Origin of the sequence: Bradyrhizobium sp. CCBAU 11361, from assembly GCF_028128935.1 — a bacterium.
Taxonomy (GTDB): domain Bacteria; phylum Pseudomonadota; class Alphaproteobacteria; order Rhizobiales; family Xanthobacteraceae; genus Bradyrhizobium; species Bradyrhizobium niftali.
Map to the genome: position 1 here is coordinate 172078 of NZ_LBJZ01000008.1, position 20211 is coordinate 192288.

At 64.6% G+C, this 20211-nt stretch carries 18 protein-coding genes; 9 read left to right on the forward strand and 9 right to left on the reverse strand.

The genetic code is table 11. From position 1 onward, the window contains the following. The 3 genes from XI08_RS04475 to XI08_RS04485 all read right to left on the reverse strand — a co-directional run. On the reverse strand, positions 1-303 hold a 303-nt coding region (locus tag XI08_RS04475), incomplete at its 3' end, for a helix-turn-helix domain-containing protein (RefSeq protein ID WP_271573508.1). Between the two features lie 257 nt (positions 304-560). Further along, positions 561-941: a VOC family protein gene (locus tag XI08_RS04480; RefSeq protein WP_271573509.1), complete on the reverse strand. Its 381-nt coding sequence runs from the start codon at positions 939-941 to the stop codon at positions 561-563. Between the two features lie 116 nt (positions 942-1057). Beyond that, a complete protein-coding gene (locus tag XI08_RS04485; protein ID WP_271573510.1) occupies positions 1058-1837 on the reverse strand; it encodes an SDR family NAD(P)-dependent oxidoreductase in 780 nt (259 codons plus the stop codon). A gap of 179 nt (positions 1838-2016) precedes the next feature. Between XI08_RS04485 and XI08_RS04490 the strand changes: the two genes are divergently transcribed. The 3 genes from XI08_RS04490 to XI08_RS04500 are packed head-to-tail and all read left to right on the forward strand — an operon-like array spanning position 2017 to position 4169. Next, positions 2017-2805: an enoyl-CoA hydratase/isomerase gene (locus XI08_RS04490; protein WP_271573511.1), complete on the forward strand. Its 789-nt coding sequence runs from the start codon at positions 2017-2019 to the stop codon at positions 2803-2805. Next, positions 2802-3788 (forward strand): phosphotransferase family protein, encoded by a 987-nt coding sequence (locus XI08_RS04495; protein ID WP_271573512.1) that lies wholly within the window; start codon positions 2802-2804, stop codon positions 3786-3788. The genes XI08_RS04490 and XI08_RS04495 overlap by 4 nt, the downstream gene beginning before the upstream one ends. 3 nt (positions 3789-3791) lie before the next feature. Further along, the gene (locus XI08_RS04500; RefSeq protein WP_271573513.1) at positions 3792-4169 is read left to right on the forward strand and encodes a DUF6285 domain-containing protein; all 378 of its coding nucleotides are present in this window, start codon (positions 3792-3794) and stop codon (positions 4167-4169) included. Positions 4170-4475: 306 nt separating this feature from the next. On the opposite strand, the gene XI08_RS04505 is transcribed toward XI08_RS04500, so the two are convergent. Further along, positions 4476-5255 carry an enoyl-CoA hydratase-related protein gene (locus XI08_RS04505; RefSeq protein WP_271573514.1) on the reverse strand — a complete coding sequence of 260 codons (780 nt, stop codon included), beginning with the start codon at positions 5253-5255 and terminating at the stop codon, positions 4476-4478. 211 nt (positions 5256-5466) lie between these two features. On the opposite strand from XI08_RS04505, the gene XI08_RS04510 reads away from it, so the two are divergent. Continuing rightward, positions 5467-6741, forward strand: a complete 1275-nt coding sequence (locus XI08_RS04510; protein WP_271573515.1) for an acyl-CoA dehydrogenase family protein — start codon at positions 5467-5469, stop codon at positions 6739-6741. Between the two features lie 317 nt (positions 6742-7058). On the opposite strand, the gene XI08_RS04515 is transcribed toward XI08_RS04510, so the two are convergent. Both XI08_RS04515 and XI08_RS04520 read right to left on the reverse strand, forming a co-directional pair. Continuing rightward, on the reverse strand, positions 7059-8636 hold the full coding sequence (locus tag XI08_RS04515; RefSeq protein ID WP_271573516.1) for a fatty acid--CoA ligase: 1578 nt from the start codon (positions 8634-8636) through the stop codon (positions 7059-7061). Positions 8637-8785: 149 nt separating this feature from the next. Then, the gene (locus tag XI08_RS04520) at positions 8786-9658 is read right to left on the reverse strand and encodes an SDR family oxidoreductase (protein ID WP_271573517.1); all 873 of its coding nucleotides are present in this window, start codon (positions 9656-9658) and stop codon (positions 8786-8788) included. Between the two features lie 105 nt (positions 9659-9763). Between XI08_RS04520 and XI08_RS04525 the strand changes: the two genes are divergently transcribed. The 5 genes from XI08_RS04525 (at position 9764) to ppc (ending at position 16704) form a co-directional block, all read left to right on the forward strand. Beyond that, positions 9764-10573 carry a crotonase/enoyl-CoA hydratase family protein gene (locus XI08_RS04525; RefSeq protein WP_271573518.1) on the forward strand — a complete coding sequence of 270 codons (810 nt, stop codon included), beginning with the start codon at positions 9764-9766 and terminating at the stop codon, positions 10571-10573. A 148-nt stretch (positions 10574-10721) separates the two neighbouring features. Continuing rightward, the gene (locus tag XI08_RS04530) at positions 10722-12266 is read left to right on the forward strand and encodes an acyl-CoA synthetase (RefSeq protein WP_271573519.1); all 1545 of its coding nucleotides are present in this window, start codon (positions 10722-10724) and stop codon (positions 12264-12266) included. Between the two features lie 92 nt (positions 12267-12358). Next, positions 12359-13168 (forward strand): enoyl-CoA hydratase/isomerase family protein, encoded by an 810-nt coding sequence (locus XI08_RS04535; protein ID WP_271573520.1) that lies wholly within the window; start codon positions 12359-12361, stop codon positions 13166-13168. Between the two features lie 154 nt (positions 13169-13322). Then, positions 13323-13727: a YccF domain-containing protein gene (locus XI08_RS04540; RefSeq protein WP_271573521.1), complete on the forward strand. Its 405-nt coding sequence runs from the start codon at positions 13323-13325 to the stop codon at positions 13725-13727. A 178-nt stretch (positions 13728-13905) separates the two neighbouring features. Next, positions 13906-16704: a phosphoenolpyruvate carboxylase gene (gene ppc, locus XI08_RS04545; protein ID WP_271573522.1), complete on the forward strand. Its 2799-nt coding sequence runs from the start codon at positions 13906-13908 to the stop codon at positions 16702-16704. 63 nt (positions 16705-16767) lie between these two features. Here ppc and XI08_RS04550 read toward each other — a convergent pair whose 3' ends face one another. The 3 genes from XI08_RS04550 to XI08_RS04560 all read right to left on the reverse strand — a co-directional run bounded on the left by XI08_RS04550 (position 16768) and on the right by XI08_RS04560 (position 20211). After that, complete coding sequence (locus tag XI08_RS04550) at positions 16768-17934, reverse strand: SMP-30/gluconolactonase/LRE family protein (protein ID WP_271573612.1); 1167 nt, start codon at positions 17932-17934, stop codon at positions 16768-16770. Between the two features lie 114 nt (positions 17935-18048). Next, the gene (locus XI08_RS04555) at positions 18049-18963 is read right to left on the reverse strand and encodes an SDR family oxidoreductase (protein WP_028172363.1); all 915 of its coding nucleotides are present in this window, start codon (positions 18961-18963) and stop codon (positions 18049-18051) included. A gap of 108 nt (positions 18964-19071) precedes the next feature. Further along, on the reverse strand, positions 19072-20211 hold the full coding sequence (locus XI08_RS04560; RefSeq protein WP_271573523.1) for a thiolase C-terminal domain-containing protein: 1140 nt from the start codon (positions 20209-20211) through the stop codon (positions 19072-19074).

The window sequence follows — 20211 nt, forward strand, 5'->3', positions numbered from 1 at the left end:
GGCTGGCGAGTGACGGCCTTCTCGCTCGAGACAACGAGCTAGAGCTCCCCATGCCGGATGCGCATCGCGTACCGCGATAATGCGGGCCTCCAGCTTGCAATCGGTCTGTCCCGGGCTCGCATGCGGCCGCCGTGAGCGGTCCTCAATGTTCTGGTCGGCCTGCCATCGTGCAAGCCATTTGTAGCCTGTGTCGGGATGGATATTGAACCGTCGACAGAGCTCCCGTCGGTTCGCTCCCTCCTGCATCGCAAGCCGAACGAACTCCCGCCGCTGATCCATCACCGACACCTCTCGCCAGGGCATGGACTTGGCCTCCCACGCTGCCAAATCCGTGCACTATGATGTGTCGGCTATGTCCCCGAACACCCGTCGGTCATGTCCCCGGGCTGAACACTTGACCGGGCGATCCAGTACTCCGTGACGTCAGCGACTCACGGAGAAGCTGCGTCGTACTGGATTCCCCGCCTGCCGCCTACGCTAAAGCTTCGGCGTCCCTGGACCGCAACCTCGGCGAAGCCTTGGCGTAGCCGGGTCGCGGGGAATGACAGCATCCTGAGCGATCAGCTCGGCATCCGATGCATCGCGCAGATCTTGTTGCCGTCGAGGTCGCGCAAGTACGCGAGATAAAGCTTGTTGCCCGCGCCCTCGCGGATGCCGGGCGGATTCTCGATCGGCTTTCCGCCGACGGCGATGCCGGCGGCGTGCCACTTGTCGACCTGCTCAGGCGAGTTGGCGGCAAAGCCGATGGTGCCGCCGTTCGCACAGGTCGCCGGCTCGCCGTTGATCGGCTTCGTCACCGAGAACACGCCGGTCTTGGTGATGTAGAAGATGCGGTGGCCGTCGACCCGTGCAGGCCGCACCTCGAGCGTGCTCAGCAGGCTGTCGTAGAATGCCTTGGCCTTGTCGAGGTCGTTGGTGCCGATCATGATGTGGGAAAACATTTGCCCTGTCCCCTCGTTACGATTTGTAGCCCGAATGGAGCGCAGCGAGATCCGGTCTGTTGCTTCTGGTCATCCCGGATTGCGCTGCGCTCCATCCGGGCTACGAACGTAAAAGATCAAAACGCCGTATAGCCGCCGTCGATCACGAACGTGTCCGCGGTGTGATAGGACGAGGCCTTGCTCATCAGATACACGGCGATGCCGCCGAAATCGCCGGGCTCGCCGAAGCGGCGCTGCGGAATGCGCGGCATCACATTGGCGACGAACTTCTCGTTGGCCATGAGCCCTGCGGTCATGTCGCTCTTGATCCAGCCGGGCAGGATGGCGTTTGCGGTGACGCCGTGGCGCGCCAGCTCCACGCCGAGCGCGCGCACCAGTGCGTTGATGGCAGCCTTGGTCGCGGCATAGTGCTCGTTGCGCGCGGTGCCGAAGATCGAGGCGAGGCTCGAGGTCGCCACTAGCCGGCCAAAGGGATCGCCGGCATTGGCGCGGTCGGTCATGTGTCTGGCGGCCGCCTGGAACGCGTGGAACACGCCGTCGAGATTGGTCGCAAACATCGTGCGCCATTCCTCCTCAGTGCGCTCGATGAAGGAGCGTCGGCCGCCGCCGCCGATGCCGGCATTGGCGAAGCAGCCGTCGACCCGGCCGAAGGTGTCGAGCGTGGCCTTCATCGCGGCATCGACCGAGGCCGGATCGGTGACGTCGCACACGCGGGTATCCACCTTGCCGGCAAGGCCCGCCAGGCGCGCGGCAGCGCTGTTGTTCTTGTCAGGATTGCGGCCCCAGATCGACACGTTGCAGCCCTGTCCGGCCAGTGCCTGCGCGATGCCGAGCCCGATGCCGCCATTGCCGCCGGTGATCACGGCGACGCGGCCGGAGAGGTCGAAAAGGTTCATGGCGCGTTTCCCGTTTTTGGCAAGACTTCCTGGCATGATGCGCATCAGCCGCTGCGCGCAAGATTGCTTGCCATGCTCTGATCACCATGGACAAGAGCGCGCCAAAAATCAAATATGCGACCCGGAAAAACTAATTCCGGTCTGCGAAACTGACGCAGGCCGCAACTGACGAGGAAACCATGCAGTTCAAACACGTCACGCTCGATTTCGATGGTTCGGTTGCGATCCTCAAGCTCGACCATCAGGAGGTGATGAACGCGGTCTCCATGGACATGCTGGGCGGCCTCGCCGACGCGCTCGATGCGATCGAAGAGAAGAAGGACGAGGTGCGCTGCGTCGTGCTGACCGGCGCGGGGCGGGCGTTCTGCACCGGCGCTAATCTTCAAGGCCGCAACAACCAGTCGAAGAAGACCAAGGCCGGCCTCACGCTGGAGACCGGCTTTCACCCGTTCCTGCGCCGCATCCGCAATCTGCACTGCCCGATCGTTACCGCGGTGAACGGCCCGGCCGCCGGCGCCGGCATGAGCTTCGCACTGCTCGGCGACATGATCCTGTGCGCGCGCTCGTCCTACTTCCTGCAGGCCTTCCGCCGCATCGGCCTCGTGCCGGATTGCGGCTCGACCTGGCTGCTGCCGCGGCTCATTGGTCGGGCGCGCTCGATCGAGCTGTCTCTGATGGGCGAGCGGCTCCCGGCCGAGAAGGCGCTGGAATGGGGCCTCGTCAACCGCGTCTACGATGACGGTGTGCTGATGGAGGAGGCGATGAAGCTCGCGCGCGAGCTTGCCAGCGGCCCCACGGTTGCGCTGTCGCTGATCCGCAAGCTCTACTGGGATAGTCCGGAGAATTCCTTCGAGGATCAGCTCAATCTTGAATTCCAATGCCAGCTTCGCGCCGGCGACACCCAGGACTTCCGTGAAGGCGTCGGCGCGTTCCTGGACAAGCGGCCGGCGCAGTTCAAGGGCAAATGATCGAAGCGCAACTCTCCCGCAGCGTCGCGCGCTGGTGCGAGGGGGCGACCGGCGTCACCGGTGCGGCCAAGCTGTCCGGCGGCGCCAGCCAGGAGACCTGGCGCTTCGACATCGTGCATCCCGATGGACCGATCGGCGCGATCCTGCGCCGCTCACCGAAGGGTTATGGCGCAGCTCCAACGCGCGCGGCGGGGCTCGGCGCCGAAGCGCAATTGATGCAGCTTGCCTATGAGGCCGGCGTGCCGTCGCCGCGCGTGATGCATGTCTTGACGGCTGCGGACGATCTCGGCACCGGCTTCATCATGCAGCGGGTCGAGGGCGAGACCATCGCGCGCAAGATTCTTCGCGATGAAGAGTATGCGGCCGCGCGGCCGCTTCTCGCGCGGCAAATCGGCGGCATTCTCGCGGGCTTGCACAGGCTGCCTTTGGACAAGCTGCCGGAGCTGCGCAGTCGCGGCGCGACCCAGGAGATCGGCGAGTTCGAGCGCGACTATCGTAGCCTGAACTGGCCCAAGCCCGTGTTCGAGCTGGCATTGCGCTGGCTGCGCGACAACGATCCCGGCCCCTCCGCCGAGAAGACGCTGGTGCATGGCGATTTCCGGAACGGCAATCTCATCATCGGTGCCGACGGCGTCCGCGCCGTGCTCGACTGGGAGCTTGCGCATCTCGGCGATCCCATGGAGGATCTCGGCTGGGTCTGCGTCAACTCATGGCGCTTTGGCGAGATCGACAAGCCGGTCGGCGGCTTTGGCTCGCGCGAGGAGCTGTTCGCAGGCTATGAGGCGGCGGGCCGAAAAGTCGATCCGACGCGCGTAAAATTCTGGGAAGTGATGGGCACGCTGCGCTGGGGCATCATGTGCGGCGGGATGATGCAGCGGTTTCGCGAGGGCCCGGACCATTCCATGGAGCGCGCCATGATCGGGCGCCGCGCCTCCGAGACCGAGATCGATCTGTTGCGGCTCTTGGCGCCGCGCGGGAGCTGACGCATGCAGGACGAACCGACCCCGGTCGAGCTGACCAAGTCAGTCGCCGATTTCCTCCGCAGCGACATCACGCCGCTGATCTCGGGCCATCAGGCCTTCAAGCTGCGCGTCGCCATCAACATCCTCGACCTCGTCACGCGGCAGCTGACGCAGGAGCAGGGGAGCGACGCGAAAGAGGTGGAGCGGCTGCGTGCACTGCTTGGCATTGACGGCTCGGTGACGGACCTCAACCGCGCGCTCGCCGATCGCATCGCCAGGGGCGAGCTCGACCTCGCAACGCCGGGCCTCGCCGAGCATCTGTGGGCGACCACGATGGACAAGCTTGCGGTCGACCAGCCGAATTATGCGTCCTACAAGCGCGAGCTGGGACGCGAAAAGTAGTGAAGTCGCACTTCACATTCGCTGTCATCGCCCGCGACAGCGGGCGATCCAGTGCTCCGAGACGTTTGTGATTGACCGAGAAGCCGCCGCGTACTGGATGCCCCGGTCAAGCCGGGGCATGACACCGGTGGTGTTTTGGCATCTGCGCTTCTCTATCCGCCGTCATTCCGGGGCGTCGCGAAGCGACGAGCCCGGAATCCACTTATCCGCGGTCTCTGCCGCCCGATGGATTCTCGGATGCGCAATTGCGCATCGTAGTTCGCGCCCAAGCGGGCGCGCCCCGGAATGACGGCGGCGAGAAAGCCCCTACTTCCCCACCCATTTCGGCGGGCGCTTCTCCGAAAACGCCTTCGGGCCCTCGATGTAGTCCTGCGAGGCCACCATCGCCTTCACCGCCGGATATTCCCGTTGCTCCTCGATCGCCTGCTCCAGCGAGACGGCAAGCCCCTTCTGGATCGCCTGCTTCGAGGCTCGGATCGACATCGGCGAGTTCTTGGTGATCATCTCCGCCCAGCGCAGCGCGGCCGTCAGCGCCTCGCCCTGCGGCACCACTTCGTTGACGAAGCCGAGCTCGAGCCCTTCCTTGGCGCTGACATGATGCGCGGTGAGGATCATGCCCATGGCGCGCTTCAGCCCGATCTGCCGCGGCAGCCGGTGCAGGCCGCCGGCGAGCGCGGCGAGCCCGACGCGCGGCTCGGGCAGGGCGAACGTGGCGTTTTCCGAGGCGATGATCAGGTCGCAGGCGAGCGCGATCTCGAAGCCGCCGCCCATCGCGACACCATTCACCGCGGCGATGATCGGCTTGTCGCAGTCGAATCGCGCGGTGAGGCCGGCAAAACCGCCCTTGTCCCAGCCGCGTTTTCCCCCGGCCGCCTGCCACTTCAGGTCGTTGCCGGCGCAGAACGCCTTGTCGCCGGCGCCGGTGACGATCGCGACCCATTGCTCGGCATCGGCCGAGAAATCGTCGAACACCTTCTGGAGCTCGAAATGCGCATCGGTGTGCAGCGCATTGTAGACCTCGGGCCGCGACAGCGTGACGATCGTGATCGGTCCCCTGCGCTCCACCTTGGAAAATTTCAGCTCCATCGCTCGCTCCCCGCGTTTTCTCCTGAAGGAATATTGCCGTCATACTAGCGCGCGCGAGCGCCGGAGCACCATCGAATTGCGCGGGCACGCCTTGCGTGGCTGGCACGTCTCGGTTTGCTTGACACGCGCGTGCTCTTCTCACCTTAATCGTGCGAAGCAAAAGCGCGGTTAGCGCCTTAACGCAAAACGAAAAAACATCCGGGAGAGAACCGTGGATTTCTCATTGCCAACAGATCTCGTCGCCTATCTCGGAGAGCTCGATCGTTTCATTGAACGCGAGATCAAGCCGCTGGAAGAGGCCGACGACAACATCCGCTTCTTCGATCATCGCCGGGAATGGGCGCGCACCGATTTCGAGAATGGTGGCCTGCCGCGCCACGAGTGGGAGGCCTTGCTGCGCAAGGCCAAGGATCTCGCGGACGCCGCCGGTCACCTGCGCTTTCCGGTGCCGAAGCAGTATGGCGGCAAGGACGGCTCCAACCTCTGGATGGCGGTGATCCGCGAGCATTTTGCCGCCAAAGGTCTCGGGCTGCACAACGACCTTCAGAACGAGCATTCCATCGTCGGCAATTTCCCTGTTGTCACCATGCTCGACCGCTACGGCCGCGATGACCAGAAGGCGATGATCGACGGCTCGATCAAGGGCAAGTACCGCATCACCTTTGGCCTCACCGAGCCGCATCATGGCTCCGACGCGACCCACATGGAGACGCGGGCGGTGCCGGCGACCCGCGACAACGTCAAGGGCTGGATCATCAACGGCGAGAAGATGTGGACGACCGGCATGCATGTCGCCACCCACTGCGCGCTGTTCGCGCGCACCTCGGGCAATGACGGCGATGCGCGCGGCATCACCTGCTTCCTGGTGCCGGCCAAGAGCCACGGCGTCAGGATCGAGGAGTACATGTGGACCTTCAACATGCCAACCGATCATCCCCGCGTCAGCTTCACCGACGTGTTCGTGCCCGAGGATGCGTTGTTCGGCGAAGTCGGCCGCGGCCTGTCGCTGGCGCAATGCTTCGTGCACCAGAACCGCATCCGCCAGGCCGCGAGCTCGCTCGGCGCCGCCGTCTACTGCATCAACGAAAGCGTCAAATATGCGCGCGAGCGCAGGCCGTTCGGCAAGGCGCTCGCCGAGAACCAGGCGATCCAGTTCCCGCTGGTCGAGCTTGCCACGCAAGCCGAGATGCTGCGCCTGTTGATCCGCAAGACCGCCTGGGAGATGGACCAGCTCACCGAGGAGCAGATCGAGCGCACCCTCTCCGACCGCGTCTCGATGTGCAACTACTGGGCAAACCGCCTCTGCTGCGAATCCGCCGACCGCGCCATGCAGGTCCACGGCGGCATGGGCTACTCACGCCACAAGCCGTTCGAGCACATCTACCGCCACCATCGACGCTACCGCATTACGGAAGGCAGCGAGGAGATCCAGATGCGCAAAGTGGCCGGGTTCCTGTTCGGGTATATGGGGCCGGGGAAGCATTAGCTGTTACGCGGCATTCTCTCTCCGAGTCGTCCCGGCGAAGGCCGGGACCCATAACCCCAGGGAGGGGTTGTAGCGCGGGATGGCAACCGCGAGTCTTCGCCAAACTCCTTCTTGGTAATGGGTCCTGGATCAGCGCTCCGCTTCGCTATGCTTGTCCAGGACGACGTGAGACCCCCAATGTCGTCCCGGCGAAGGCCGGGACCCATAACCACGAAACGCAATTTGGCGAAGACAGGTCATTGCCGATCTTCGCCAAACCGAATTCGGTGGGTATGGGTCCCGGCCTTCGCCGGGACGACGATGTGGATAGGGCAGGCCTAATTCACCCTTCGATCCTTCCCCGCCCAATACGGCTCGCGCAGCTGCCGCCGCAGGATCTTGCCGCTCGGATTGCGCGGCAGCGCCGGCAGGAACTCCACGCTTTTCGGCGTCTTGAACCCGGCGATGCGTTCGCGGGTAAAGTTGATGATGTCGGTGGCGCTCGCCTGCTTGCCGGGCTTCATGACCACCACTGCCTTCACCGCCTCGCCCCATTTGTCGTCGGGCACGCCGATCACGGCAGCTTCCGCGACGTCAGGGTGATCGCACAGCGCGCTCTCCACTTCGGCCGGATAGATGTTCTCGCCGCCGGAGATGATCATGTCCTTGATGCGGTCGTGGATGTAGAGGTAGCCGTCCTCGTCCATGTAGCCGGCATCGCCGGTACGCAGCCAGCCGTCGCCGCGCAGCGTCGATGCGGTTGCTTCCGGCAGGTTCCAGTAGCCGGCCATGTTGGAGCCCGAGCGCGTCGCGATCTCGCCGACCTGGCGCGGTGGCAGCGGCTTGCCGTCGACATCGAGGATCGCGATCTCGACACCCGGCAACGCCTTGCCGGCCGAGCGCATCCGCTCCAGCCCCTCGACGTGATCCTCCGGCGGCAGCGCGACGATGGTGCCTGTCGTCTCGGTCATGCCGTACATCTGCACGAAGCCGCATTTGAAGACCTCGATGCACTCCTTCAGCAGCGCTGCCGGAATCGGCGAGGCGCCATACAGCATGTATTTTAGCCGCGAGAAATCGACCGTCCTGGCGCGAGGCTGCCGCACCACGAACTGCATCGCCGCCGGGACCATGAACAGCTTCGTGATTCCGGACTGCTCGAAGAAATCCAGCACCTTGGTCGGATCGAACTCGCGCGCGATCACGCCGCGGGCGCCGTGATAGAGTCCCATCACGCCCCAGCCGGAGCCGCCGATGTGGAAGATCGGCATCGCGACCAGCGACACGTCGTCGGTCGACCACCGGTTCCACTCCGGCTTGTCTTCGGCATTACCGGTCTGTACGAGGTTGAGGAAGTTCGCATGCGACAGCATCGCACCCTTCGGCTTGCCCGTTGTGCCTGAGGTGTAGAGCTGGATCGCGATGTCCTTCGTGTCGATCGGTACCTTTGGATCGTCGCCGCTTTGCGCATCCCGCCAGGCCGTAAAATCCTGCCATTCCGGCGCGCCGCCTTCGGTGGTGATGATGGTGCGCACGCCGGGCAGCTGGTCCTTGATCTGCGAGACCAGTGTGATGAACTCCGGTCCCACGAACAGCACCGGCGCCCTGCAGTCGCCAACGATGAAGGCGACTTCGGGCCCGGCTAGCCGCCAGTTCACCGGCGCCATCACCACACCGGCCTTCATCGCGCCCATCAGCAGCTCGAAATAGAGATCGCTGTTCTTGCCGAGATAGGCGATGCGCTCGCCCTTCTTCACGCCCATCGCTAGAAGCGCGTTGGCGACCTGATTGGTCTTCACGTCGAATTCGGCAAAGCTGGTGACGCGGCCCTCGAACTCGTAGGCGGTGGCGTTGCCGCGGCTCGCCGCGCGCTCGCGCACCATGTCGGCGAGATTCGCCAATGGCTGTGTGGACATGTTTCTCCCGTGACGTCTTGTTTTTATGCCTGGGAGTGTGGCGTCATCCGCGGGTGAAGACAAGATGGGAGCCACGCTGTCGTCCCGGCTTTCGCCGGGACGACGACGGAATGTGGAGCGGCGTCTTCAAGCCTCTCGTTACAAAGAGATCACCCCCGCTTGGCCCGGTCCTTCTCGTTCTGCGCCATGATGCTCTCGCGCGCGGTCTTCCAGTCGTCGTCGCTCCAGTCGCGGAGCTGGTAGAAATTGCCGCCCATGGCGAGCGCCTGGGCGCCGTCCATGGCGATGGTCTCGCCGGAGATCCAGTCGCAGCCGCCGGAGATCAGGAACACGGCGACGTTCTGCAATTCCTCCATGGTGCCGACACGGCCCATCGGGTTCATCGCCTTGGTGCGCGCGCCGGCTTCGTCGCCCGGCTTGATCCGCTTGCTCATGCCCTCGGTCGGGATCTCGCCGGGCGCGATGGTGTTGAGGCGGATGCCGTAGCGGCCCCATTCGGTCGCAAGCGACATCGTCATGGCGTGGATCGCCGACTTGCTCATCGCCGACGGAACCACATAGGGCGAGCCGTTGCGCACCCAGGTCGTGGTGATCGAGACGACGTTGCCCGGCTGCTTCAAGGCGATCCAGCGCTTGCCGACCGCATGCGTCACGTAGAACGTGCCGTGCATGACGATGTTGGCGACGGCGTCGAAGCCGCGCGGCGACAGCTCTTCGGTGCGCGAGATGAAGTTGCCGGCGGCGTTGTTGATGAGGTCGGTGAGGGGCGCTTCGCGAAAGATGTTTTCGATCATCTCCTCGACCGCGAGCGCGTTGCGGATGTCGACGCCGTGGCTGGTGACGCGTCCGCCATACTGATCCATCAGCTCGGTCGCGGTCTCGTCGCACACGATCTTGCGCCGGCCGCAGATGTGCACTTCGGCGCCGAGCTGGAGGAAGCGCGCCGCCATCGACTTGCCGAGTCCGGTGCCACCACCGGTGACAAGGATGTTCCTGCCGGCCAGAAGATTTTCCTTGAACATGGCTGTTTCTCCCGTACGGATTGTCAGTTAATTGGTCGATTGACTAAATCCGGCCGCTGGCTTCCTGTAAAGCGGCACTGAACAAGAACAGGGGAGAATTCATCCATGGAAGAGCGCGTCTCGATCTCGATCTCGGAAGGCGTCGCCGACGTGCGCCTGGTGCGCGCCGACAAGATGAATGCGCTCGATCAGGCCATGTTCGAGGCCCTTGTTGCCGCAACCGACCGGCTTTCGAAGGAAAAAGGCGTGCGTGTCGTCGTGCTGTCGGGCGAGGGCCGCGCCTTCTGCGCCGGTCTCGATATGGGGCGTTTTGCCGCCATGAAGGAGAAGGGCGGCAACGGAATTCCGGGTGGCGAAAATCGCGACCTCACCAAGCGCACCCACGGCCAGGCGAATTTTCCGCAACAGGCGGTGTGGGGCTGGCGCCAGCTTCCGGTGCCGGTGATTGCGGCCGTGCATGGCGTTGCCTTCGGTGGCGGGTTCCAGCTCTCGCTCGGTGCCGACATGCGCTTCCTCTCCCCCGATGCACGGATGTCGGTGATGGAGATCAAATGGGGCCTCGTGCCTGATATGGCGGGCACGCCGATCCTGGCCAGTCTCGTGCGCGACGACATCCTGCGCGATCTCACCTACACCGGCCGCATCTTCTCCGCGCAGGAGGCGATGGCTTTCGGCCTCGCCACGCGCATCTGCGACGATCCTCGCGCCGCAGCGCTCGACGTCGCGCGCGAGATCGCCGGCAAGAGCCCCGATGCGATCCGTGCCGCCAAGCGTCTGCTCAACAATCTCTCGGTCGATCCGGGCCCGGCGCTGCTCGCCGAGTCGGTCGAGCAGCAGAAGCTGATCGGCAGCGCGAACCAGACCGAGGCGGTGCGCGCCAATCTCGAAAAGCGCACGCCGAAGTTTGCGGATTAGCGACTTGTCATTCCGGGATGCGCCGTAGGCGCAGAGCCGCATTGTCTGCGGTGAAATGGATTCCGGGTTCGATGCTTCGCATCGCCCCGGAATGACGAGCTGAGTGGTGTCCAAGTTTCTCAACCCGACGAAAGATCGGACAATAACAATGAGCGAAACGTCAAAGTTCCTCGGCATCGTCTCCGGCGAGCGCCGCCGTGCCCACGCCGAAGTCGCTGACCGTGCCGACCGCATCGCGAGTGGCCTCAGCAAGATCGGCGTCCGCCAAGGCGATTGCGTCTGCATGCTGATGCGCAACGACATAGCCTTCCTGGAGGCCGCTTACGCCGCGATGCGGCTCGGGGCCTATGGCGTGCCGATCAACTGGCACTTCAAGCCGGAGGAGATCAACTACATCCTTGGCGATACCGGCACGTCCGTCCTGATCGGTCATGCCGACATGCTGCACGCCCTGCGCGATGCGATTCCCAAGGGCGTCACCGTGCTCAGCGTGCCGACGCCGCCGGAGATCCTGTCCAGTTACAAGATCGATCCGGATCATTTGGCGCCCCCGAATTTCGCGATCGAATTCGAGACATGGCTCGCGCAGCATCAGCCTTATGACGGCCCAATCGTGCCGCAGCCGATGAACATGATTTACACGTCGGGCACGACCGGCCACCCCAAGGGCGTACGGCGCAATGCGCCGACGCCGGAGCAAGCGGCTGCCGGCGAGCGCATGCGCGCGATGATCTACGGTCTGAAGCCCGGCGCCCGCGCGATCCTGCCGGGCCCGCTTTATCACTCCGCGCCGAACTCGTTCGGCATCCGCGCCGGCAAGCTCGGCGGCGCGCTGGTGCTGATGCCGCGCTTCGAGGCGGAAGAGTTTCTGGAGCTGATCGAACGATACAGGATCGACACCATCTTCATGGTGCCGACCATGTTCATCCGCCTGATGAAGCTGCCGGAGGCGGTCCGCAAGAAGTACGACGTCTCCTCGCTGCGCCATATCATTCATGCCGCGGCGCCTTGCCCGGCCGACGTCAAGCGCGCCATGATCGAGTGGTGGGGGCCGGTGATCTACGAGTTCTACGGCTCGACCGAATCCAGCGCCGTCACCTTCGCGACCTCCGAGGACGCGCTCAAAAAGCCCGGCACCGTCGGCAGGATTTCGCCCGGTGCCGAGCTGCGCTTCATCGGCGAGGACGGCCGCGTGCTGGGCGTGGGCGAGATCGGCGAGATCTATTCCCGCATGGCGGAGGTGGCCGACTTCACCTACCACAACAAGCCGGAGAAGCGCGCCGAGATCGACCGCGACGGCTTTATCACCTCCGGCGATGTCGGCTATATCGACGAAGACGGCTACGTCTTCATCTGCGACCGCAAGCGCGACATGGTGATATCAGGCGGCGTCAACATCTATCCGGCCGAGATCGAATCCGTGCTGCACGCCGTGCCCGGCGTGCATGATTGCGCCGTGTTCGGCATCCCCGACGCCGAGTTCGGCGAGGCGCTGATGGCCGTGGTCGAGCCGCAGGCCGGCATCACGCTCGAGGCCGCCGATGTCCGCGCGCGGCTGAAGACCTCGCTCGCCGACTACAAGGTGCCCAAGCACATCGAGATCCGCTCAGGGCTGCCGCGCGAAGATTCCGGCAAGATCTTCAAGCGCCGCCTGCGCGATCCCTATTGGGAACAGGCGGGCCGGAAGATCTGACAGTTCGTAGCCCGGGTGAGCGAACCCGGGATGGTGAGAGTAAAGTCCCGGATGTCGCTTCGCTCATCCGGGCTACAAAAGTGGGGACTTTCATGAGCGACGCAGCAGGCGCAGACAAGACGCAAGAAGTCCTCTACGAGGTCGCCGACCATATCGCGACCATCACGTTGAATGCGCCGGAGCGCATGAACACGATCTCCGGGCCGATGCTGAAGGATCTGGCGCGGCTGCTAACCGAGGCCAATGAGGACAAGAACGTCCGCGTCGTGATCCTCACCGGCAAGGGGCGGGCATTCTGCGCGGGTCTCGACCTGCGCAAGGAGCGCGACGGCAATGGCCTCAGCGCGGCGTCCTCCCCGACCACGATCAACCTGCGCAACACGCCGCCGACGGTCTTGCAGGCGATGGACAAGCCGACCATCTGCGCCGTCAACGGCGGCGCCGCCGGCTACGGCATGGACACCGCGCTCGGCTGCGACATCCGCATCATGGCGGAATCCGCAAAGCTTGCGGCCGCCTTCGTCAAGCGCGGCGTTGTGCCGGAGTCCGGCGGCACCTGGCTGTTGCCGCGCATGCTCGGCTGGGCCAAGGCCTCCGAGCTGATTTTCACCGGCCGCACGCTGAGCGCACGCGAGTGCCTGGAATGGGGCCTTGCCAACGAGGTCGTGCCGGACGCCGACTTGATGAGCCGCGCCTATGCGATTGCCCACGAAATCGCCGCCAATGCGCCGCTCGCGGTGCAGGCCTCCAAGCGCATGATGCGGATTGGCCTCAACGAAAACTTCTCCGACCACGTCCACCACGTCTATCTTCAGCTCCTGCCGCTGTTCAAGACGCAGGACATGGCCGAAGGCATGAAGGCCTTCATGGAGAAGCGCGAGCCGAAATTCGAGGGGCGGTAGTCTTGGCCTGTAGCCCGGATGGAGAGTAGCGTAATCCGGGGGGCTTGTGCTTGAGCCCCGGATTGCGCTCCCATCCATCCGGGCTCCCCTACCGTCTTAGCAGCGACAGATTTCGTGCCTATATGAGCGGGGTCACTGACTTCCGGATCATCCCATGGCTCCCGTTTCCATCCTGCTCAACATCCTCTGGATCCTCATCGGCGGCGCCTGGATGGCGTTCGGCTGGCTGGTCGCGGCCGTCATCATGGCCGTCACCATCATCGGCCTGCCCTGGGCACGGGCGGCGTTCAACATCGCCGTCTACACGCTGCTGCCGTTCGGCTCGCGGGCGGTCAACCGCTACGACGTCACGGGTGTCGAGGATATCGGCACCGGGCCGCTCGGGGTGATCGGCAACATCATCTGGTTCGTGCTGGCCGGCTGGTGGCTGGCGCTCGGCCACCTCGTGACCGCGCTGGTCCTCGCGATCACCATCATCGGCATCCCGTTCGCCTGGGCCCATCTCAAGCTCGCGGGCATCGCGCTCTGGCCGATCGGCAAGGTGATCGTGCCGGCCTAGCGCCGAACATAGGCAATAAGTCCCGCGTTCACCGGGACAACGGCCGAAGGCTTGGTTCGCGCCCAGGCGGCGCACCAAGTGTGCGCCGCCCCCAACTTCACCTTGCACTGCGGCAGAAAAATATCGCACACTCGGCTGAGCCGGGCAGTCAAGCGAGCTCGAACCAGGGGAGCGAGCCATGTCCCTCCAGACATTACCATCCGACGCCGCCGATCAGCGCCCCAATCGCCCGGAGGACGTCCAGGCGCTGGAGGCGGACGCCCGGCTGCGGGACGACATTCGCCTGCTCGGACGCATCCTGGGCGACACGGTGCGCGACCAGGAGGGCGCCGACTTGTTCGACCTGGTCGAGCGCATCCGCCAGACCTCGATCCGGTTCCACCGCGACGAGGACCGGCTCGCCCGCCGCGAGCTCGAGCAGATCCTCGACAGCATGTCGACCTCCGAGACGGTGCGGATCGTTCGCGCCTTCAGCTATTTCTCTCACCTCGCCAACATCGCCGAGGACCAGAACAACATCCGCCAGATGCGCGCCCGTACCGCGGCCAAGAACGGCGGCTCTGGCGTACTGGCGGACACGCTGGCCCATGCCAAGGCCGCGGGCATCGGCCCCGATGCCTTGCGCAACTTCTTCAAGACCGCGCTCGTCAGCCCGGTCCTGACCGCGCATCCGACCGAGGTCCGCCGCAAGAGCACCATGGATCGCGAGATGGAGGTCGCGGCCTTGCTCGACCGCCGCGAGCGCGTCGCGCTGACTGAAGACGAGGCCGCCGCCAGCGACGAGCAGCTCCGCCGCGAGGTGCTGACGCTGTGGCAGACCAATCTCTTGCGCCGGACCAAGCTCACCGTGCTCGACGAGGTCGCCAACGGCCTGTCCTTCTACGACTACACCTTCCTGCGCGAGGTGCCGCGGCTGGTCAACGTGCTGGAGGACCGGCTGGAGGAGGGCGGCGAGCAGGCGGCCGGCGAGCTCGCCTCGTTCCTGCGCATGGGCAGCTGGATCGGCGGTGACCGCGACGGCAATCCCTTCGTCACCGCCGACGTGATGCGCGGCACGCTGCGGCTGCAGTCGAGCCGGGTGATGCAGTTCTATCTGAACGAGCTGCACGTGCTCGGCGCCGAGCTGTCGATCGCGGCCCATCTCGCCGACGTCTCCGAGGAGCTGCGCACGCTGGCGGAGCGCTCGCCGGACACCTCGCCGCACCGGAGCGGCGAGCCGTATCGCCTCGCGGTCTCCGGCATCTATGCCCGGCTGACGGCGACGGCTGAAGCGCTCGAGGTCGAGATCACGCGCCGGCCGGTCGGCAAGGGCAGGCCTTACGAGAGCGTCAAGGAGTTGCAGGCCGATCTCGACGTGCTGCACCGCTCGCTGATCTCCAACAACGCCCGCGTCATCGCCCGCGGCCGGCTGCGGCTGTTGCGCCGCGCGGTGGACTGCTTCGGCTTCCATCTGGCGCGGCTCGACATCCGCCAGAACTCGGCGGTGCACGAGCGGACCATCGCGGAGCTGATGGACGCCGCCAACCCCGGCATGTCCTATCTCGCGCTCGGCGAGGACGCGCGCATCTCGCTGCTCACCAACGAACTCCGCAGCACGCGTGCGCTGGTGTCCCCGTTCGTCAAGTACAGCGACGAGACCATGGGCGAGCTCAACGTCTTCCATGCCGCCGCGGAAGCGCATGCGAAGTTCGGCTCGGACGCCATCCCCCAATGCATCATCTCGATGTGCAAGGGCATGTCCGACATGCTCGAGGTCGCCGTTCTGCTCAAGGAGGTGGGCCTCGTCCATCCCTCCGGGCGCAGCGCGATCAACGTCGTGCCGCTGTTCGAGACCATCGAGGATTTGCAGGCGTCAAGCGGCATCATGGATCGCATGCTGTCGCTGCACGATTACCGCCGCCTGGTCGACAGCCGCGGCAGCGTGCAGGAGGTCATGCTCGGCTATTCCGACAGCAACAAGGACGGCGGCTTCGTCACCTCGGGCTGGGAGCTCTACAAGGCCGAGATCAACCTCGTCGACGTGTTCGAGCGCCATCACGTGCGCCTGCGCCTGTTCCACGGCCGCGGCGGCTCGGTCGGCCGCGGCGGCGGGCCGAGCTACGACGCCATCATCGCGCAGCCCGGCGGCGCGGTGAACGGCCAGATCCGCATCACCGAGCAGGGCGAGATCATCTCGTCGAAATATTCCAACGCCGAAGTCGGGCGCAACAATCTGGAGATCCTGGCCGCCGCGACGCTGGAGGCTAGCCTCTTGCATCCACGCCAGAGCGCGCCGCGCCGCGAATACCTGACCGCGATGGACGAGCTCTCAAGTCTCGCCTTCAAGGCCTATCGCGGCCTCGTCTACGAGACCGACGGTTTCGTCGATTACTTCTGGGCCTCGACCGTCATCAACGAGATCGCGACGCTGAACATCGGCAGCCGTCCGGCCTCGCGCAAGAAGACCCGCGCGATCGAGGACCTTCGCGCCATTCCCTGGGTGTTCTCCTGGGCGCAATGCCGCCTGATGCTGCCGGGCTGGTACGGCTTTGGCAGCGCGGTCGAGCAATGGATCGCCGAGCATCCCGACAAGGGCATGCCGTTCCTCAAGGAGCTCTACAAGGAATGGCCGTTCTTCCGCATGCTCTTGTCGAACATGGACATGGTGCTCGCGAAAAGCTCGATCGCGATCGCCTCGCGCTATGCCGAGCTCGTACCGGACGAGGCGTTGCGCGAAAAGATCTTCGGCCGCATCCGCCGCGAATGGCATTCCTGCATCGAGACGCTGCTGGACATCATGGGCCAGGACCGGCTGCTGCAAGGCAACCCGCTGCTCGAACGCTCCGTGCGCCACCGCTTTCCCTATCTCGACCCGCTCAACCACGTGCAGGTCAAGCTGCTCAAGGAGCATCGCGCGCAGAATCCGGACGAGCAGGTGCTGCGCGGGATCCAGCTCACCATCAACGGCATCTCGGCGGGGTTGCGGAATACGGGTTGAGGCGAATAGCGAAGTGGCGAGTAGCGAATAGAACCCTACTCGCCATTCCCTATGCGCTGCCGTTTACGGCTTTAGTGCGCCCTGCACACTGGTGTAGACGGCATAAAGCGATGTCGAGCCGCAAATATAAAGCCTGTTTCGCTGCTGACCGCCGAAGCTCAGATTCGCCACTGTTTCCGGAATATGAATCTTGCCGACCAAATCGCCCGATGGCGTATAACAGCGCACGCCGTCTTCGTTGGGATCGCCCCAGCCCACCGAACACCAGACCCGTCCTTCGGTGTCACAGCGGACGCCGTCGGTGATGCTCGGCTTTGGCATTTCGGCGAAGACCTTGCTGTTCGACACCTTCCCCGCTGCCACGTCGAGGTCAAACGCGCGGATATGCGATGGGTTGTCCGGTCCGTCCGTGAATCCGGTTTCGCAGATGTAGAGCTTCTTCTCGTCGGGCGAGATGGTGATCCCATTGGGCTCCACAAAATCGTCGACGACGACCTTGACGTCCCCGGATTTCGGGTCGACCCGATAAACGTTCTTCTTCGTCTGCTCGGGGTCGGCCTTGATCCCTTCATAGAAGCCGCCGATGCCGTAGGCGGGGTCGGTGAACCAGATCGCGCCATCGGCGGTGACGACCGCGTCGTTCGGCGAGTTCAGTCGCTTGCCGTTGAATTTGTCGGCAATGATGGTGATCGAGCCGTCGAGTTCGGTCCGCGTCACGCGCCGACCGCTATGCTCGCATGTGATCAGGCGTCCTTCGCGATCGATGGTGTTGCCGTTCGAGTTCATCGAGGGCTGACGGTAGACGCTGACGTGACCGTCATCCTCCGAGAAGCGCATGATGCGGTTGTTGGGAATGTCGCTGAACAGCAGGTATCGCCCGGCCGCGAAATACACCGGTCCCTCGGCCCAGCGGAAGCCGGTTGCAACGCGCTCAACGGCCATCGTGCCGGCGAAGGCCGGGAAGTCCGCAGGCCCGAACGTTGGCGGTCCCTTCTTGGCGGATTCCAGATGGGAGTCCGGGTAGCGGCTGCCGGGCAGCGGTCCCAAGGGCAATGGCGCCGTCGACCTGGTCGGAGTGGCGGTCTGGCCGAACGGCGTGACGGAGGCCGCCAGGGCTGCGTTCATGGTGACGCCCGTCGCGGCTACTGCAGCCGCCGCGCCCTTCAAGAGGGTGCGGCGCCCGAGGCAGGGCTCATTGGTACCGGCAGAAATGGTAAGTGGTTTTGTCATAGTCGCCTCCCGTTTTTTGTTGGAAGGAAACCATTCGCCCGCAATCGGGCGTAATGCGGGCGATCTCCGGCCGGACAACCGGAGATCGCAATGCAACAATTGCTGCGAAAACGGCTAGACGGGATCCCAGGGGAAGATGTCGGCGGAGCGGTCGAGCTTGTAGAAAGAGCCCTTCAGCGCCGGCATGCCGTGTTCGGCGATCGATTGCGGCGTCCAGCCTTCGCTCCGGTGCACCGAGCGCAGCGGGCGGTTCTGGCTGAACAGGAACAGCTCGTTCATGCGCGCGCCGAAGATTTGCCCGGTGACGTCCTTGGCGGCATCGGAGAGCAGATAGGCGCAGACCGGCGCGATCTTCTCCGGTCCCATCTGCTTGATCTTCTCGACGCGCGCCTTCTCGGCTTCGGTTTCGGTCGGGATGGTGCCGATCATGCGGGTCCAGGCGAACGGCGAGACGCAGTTGGAGCGGACGTTGAAGCGTCCCATGTCGAGCGCGATCGACTTCGACAGGCCGACGATGCCGAGCTTGGCGGCGGCGTAGTTGGCCTGGCCAAAGTTGCCGATCAGGCCCGAGGTCGAGGTGAAGTGCACGAAGGAGCCGGACTCCTGCTCGCGGAAGATCCGCGCCGCGGCGTGCGAGACGTAGAACGAGCCCATCAAATGCACCTTGATGACGGCCTCGAAGGCTTCAACGCTCATCTTGTGGAAGATCATGTCGCGCAGGATGCCGGCGTTGTTGACGACGCCGTCGAGCCGGCCGAAATGATCGGTCGCGGTCTTCACGATCTTGCTGGCGGGGATCGCTTCCGCCACCGACTCGAAATTGGCGACCGCGGCGCCGCCGCGCTTCTTGATCTCCTCGACCACCTCCTCGGCGGGAGAAGCGCTCGAGCCGGCGCCGTCGGCGGCGACGCCGGGATCGTTGACGACGACCTTGGCGCCTTCCGCCGCGCACAGCAGCGCGATCTCCCGCCCGATGCCGCGGCCTGCGCCGGTGACGATGATGACCTTGTCTTGCAGTGATTTTGTCATTGGACTCTCCTGTTGCCCCTCGTCATTCCGGGGCGCGCAAAGCGCGAACCCCGGAATCTCGAGATTCCGGGTCTGGTGCTTCGCACCATCCCGGAATGACGAAGGTGGTTAGCGTTCGTTCGTAAACACGATCGTGCCTGATGCCGCGAACATGCCGCCGACACCATGGCACACCGAAATCTTCGCGTTCGGCACCTGCGCCGGCGCGATGCCGCGCATCTGCCGCACGCTTTCCTGGAGCGCGTACATGCCGTACATGCCCGAGTGCATGTAGGAGAGACCGCCGCCATTGGTGTTGAGCGGCAGCTTAGCCCCGGGGCGCGTATTGCCGTCGGCGATGAACTTTCCGGTCTCCTCATGCGGCATGAAGCCGAGGTCGCCGAGGCCGAACAGCGGCAGATGCGCAAAGGCGTCGTAGATCATGAGATGGTCGACGTCCTTGTGCGCGATGCCGGCCTCCTTGAACGCCAGCGGTCCTGCGGTCTTGAACGCGCGCGAGGAGTTGAAGGTCTCCATCTGGCTGACCATCGGCGTTTCCACGCTCTCGCCGGTGCCCATGATGTAGACGGGCTTGCGCGGAAAATCCCTGGCGCGGTCGGCCGAGGTCAGGATCAGGGCGCCGCCGCCGTCGGTGACGAGGCAGCACTGCAAGAGCCGGAACGGATAGGCGATCATGCGCGAATTGAGGACATCGGCGACCGTGATCGGATCCTTCATCATCGCGCGCGGATTTTTTGCTGCCCATTCCCGCTGCACCACGGCGACCGAAGCAAGCTGCTCATGGGTGATGCCGTAGGACTTCATGAAGCGCAGCACGGGGATCGGGAACATGCTGGGCGGGCCGTAGACGCCATAGGGCGCCTCGAACTGGCCGTTGAGGCTGTCCGCCGGCGTCGAGCGCGGCAGCTTGCCGATCATCGACTTGCCGCTCTCGGCATGGGTGATCAGCACGGTCTTGCACAGGCCGGCCTCGATCGCCGCGGCGGCATGACGAACATGCAGCATGAAGGAGCAGCCGCCGACCGAGGTGCCGTCCACCCAGGTCGGCTTGATGCCGAGATAGTGGCAGACCTGCTGCGGCGTTTCGACCGCGGTGGCAAAGCCGTCGATGTCGGACAGCTTCAGCCCGGCGTCCGCAATGGCGTTGAGCGCCGCGTCCGCGTGAAGCTGGAGCTGCGACATGTTGGGTACGACGCCGAGTTCGGTGGTCTCGGCCGCGCCGACGACTGCAACCTGGTTGCTGCGCAT

Bases quoted from the DNA above. Each gene is read 5' to 3' on its own strand.
- XI08_RS04530 (WP_271573519.1), top strand. From the start codon at position 10,722: ATGAGCGAAACGTCAAAGTTCCTCGGCATCGTCTCCGGCGAGCGCCGC.
- XI08_RS04555 (WP_028172363.1), bottom strand. From the start codon at position 18,963: ATGACAAAATCACTGCAAGACAAGGTCATCATCGTCACCGGCGCAGGC.
- XI08_RS04560 (WP_271573523.1), bottom strand. From the start codon at position 20,211: ATGCGCAGCAACCAGGTTGCAGTCGTCGGCGCGGCCGAGACCACCGAA.
- XI08_RS04550 (WP_271573612.1), bottom strand. From the start codon at position 17,934: ATGACAAAACCACTTACCATTTCTGCCGGTACCAATGAGCCCTGCCTC.
- XI08_RS04485 (WP_271573510.1), bottom strand. From the start codon at position 1,837: ATGAACCTTTTCGACCTCTCCGGCCGCGTCGCCGTGATCACCGGCGGC.
- XI08_RS04535 (WP_271573520.1), top strand. From the start codon at position 12,359: ATGAGCGACGCAGCAGGCGCAGACAAGACGCAAGAAGTCCTCTACGAG.
- XI08_RS04525 (WP_271573518.1), top strand. From the start codon at position 9,764: ATGGAAGAGCGCGTCTCGATCTCGATCTCGGAAGGCGTCGCCGACGTG.
- XI08_RS04495 (WP_271573512.1), top strand. From the start codon at position 2,802: ATGATCGAAGCGCAACTCTCCCGCAGCGTCGCGCGCTGGTGCGAGGGG.
- XI08_RS04500 (WP_271573513.1), top strand. From the start codon at position 3,792: ATGCAGGACGAACCGACCCCGGTCGAGCTGACCAAGTCAGTCGCCGAT.
- XI08_RS04490 (WP_271573511.1), top strand. From the start codon at position 2,017: ATGCAGTTCAAACACGTCACGCTCGATTTCGATGGTTCGGTTGCGATC.
- XI08_RS04480 (WP_271573509.1), bottom strand. From the start codon at position 941: ATGTTTTCCCACATCATGATCGGCACCAACGACCTCGACAAGGCCAAG.
- XI08_RS04520 (WP_271573517.1), bottom strand. From the start codon at position 9,658: ATGTTCAAGGAAAATCTTCTGGCCGGCAGGAACATCCTTGTCACCGGT.
- XI08_RS04515 (WP_271573516.1), bottom strand. From the start codon at position 8,636: ATGTCCACACAGCCATTGGCGAATCTCGCCGACATGGTGCGCGAGCGC.
- XI08_RS04505 (WP_271573514.1), bottom strand. From the start codon at position 5,255: ATGGAGCTGAAATTTTCCAAGGTGGAGCGCAGGGGACCGATCACGATC.
- XI08_RS04540 (WP_271573521.1), top strand. From the start codon at position 13,323: ATGGCTCCCGTTTCCATCCTGCTCAACATCCTCTGGATCCTCATCGGC.
- ppc (WP_271573522.1), top strand. From the start codon at position 13,906: ATGTCCCTCCAGACATTACCATCCGACGCCGCCGATCAGCGCCCCAAT.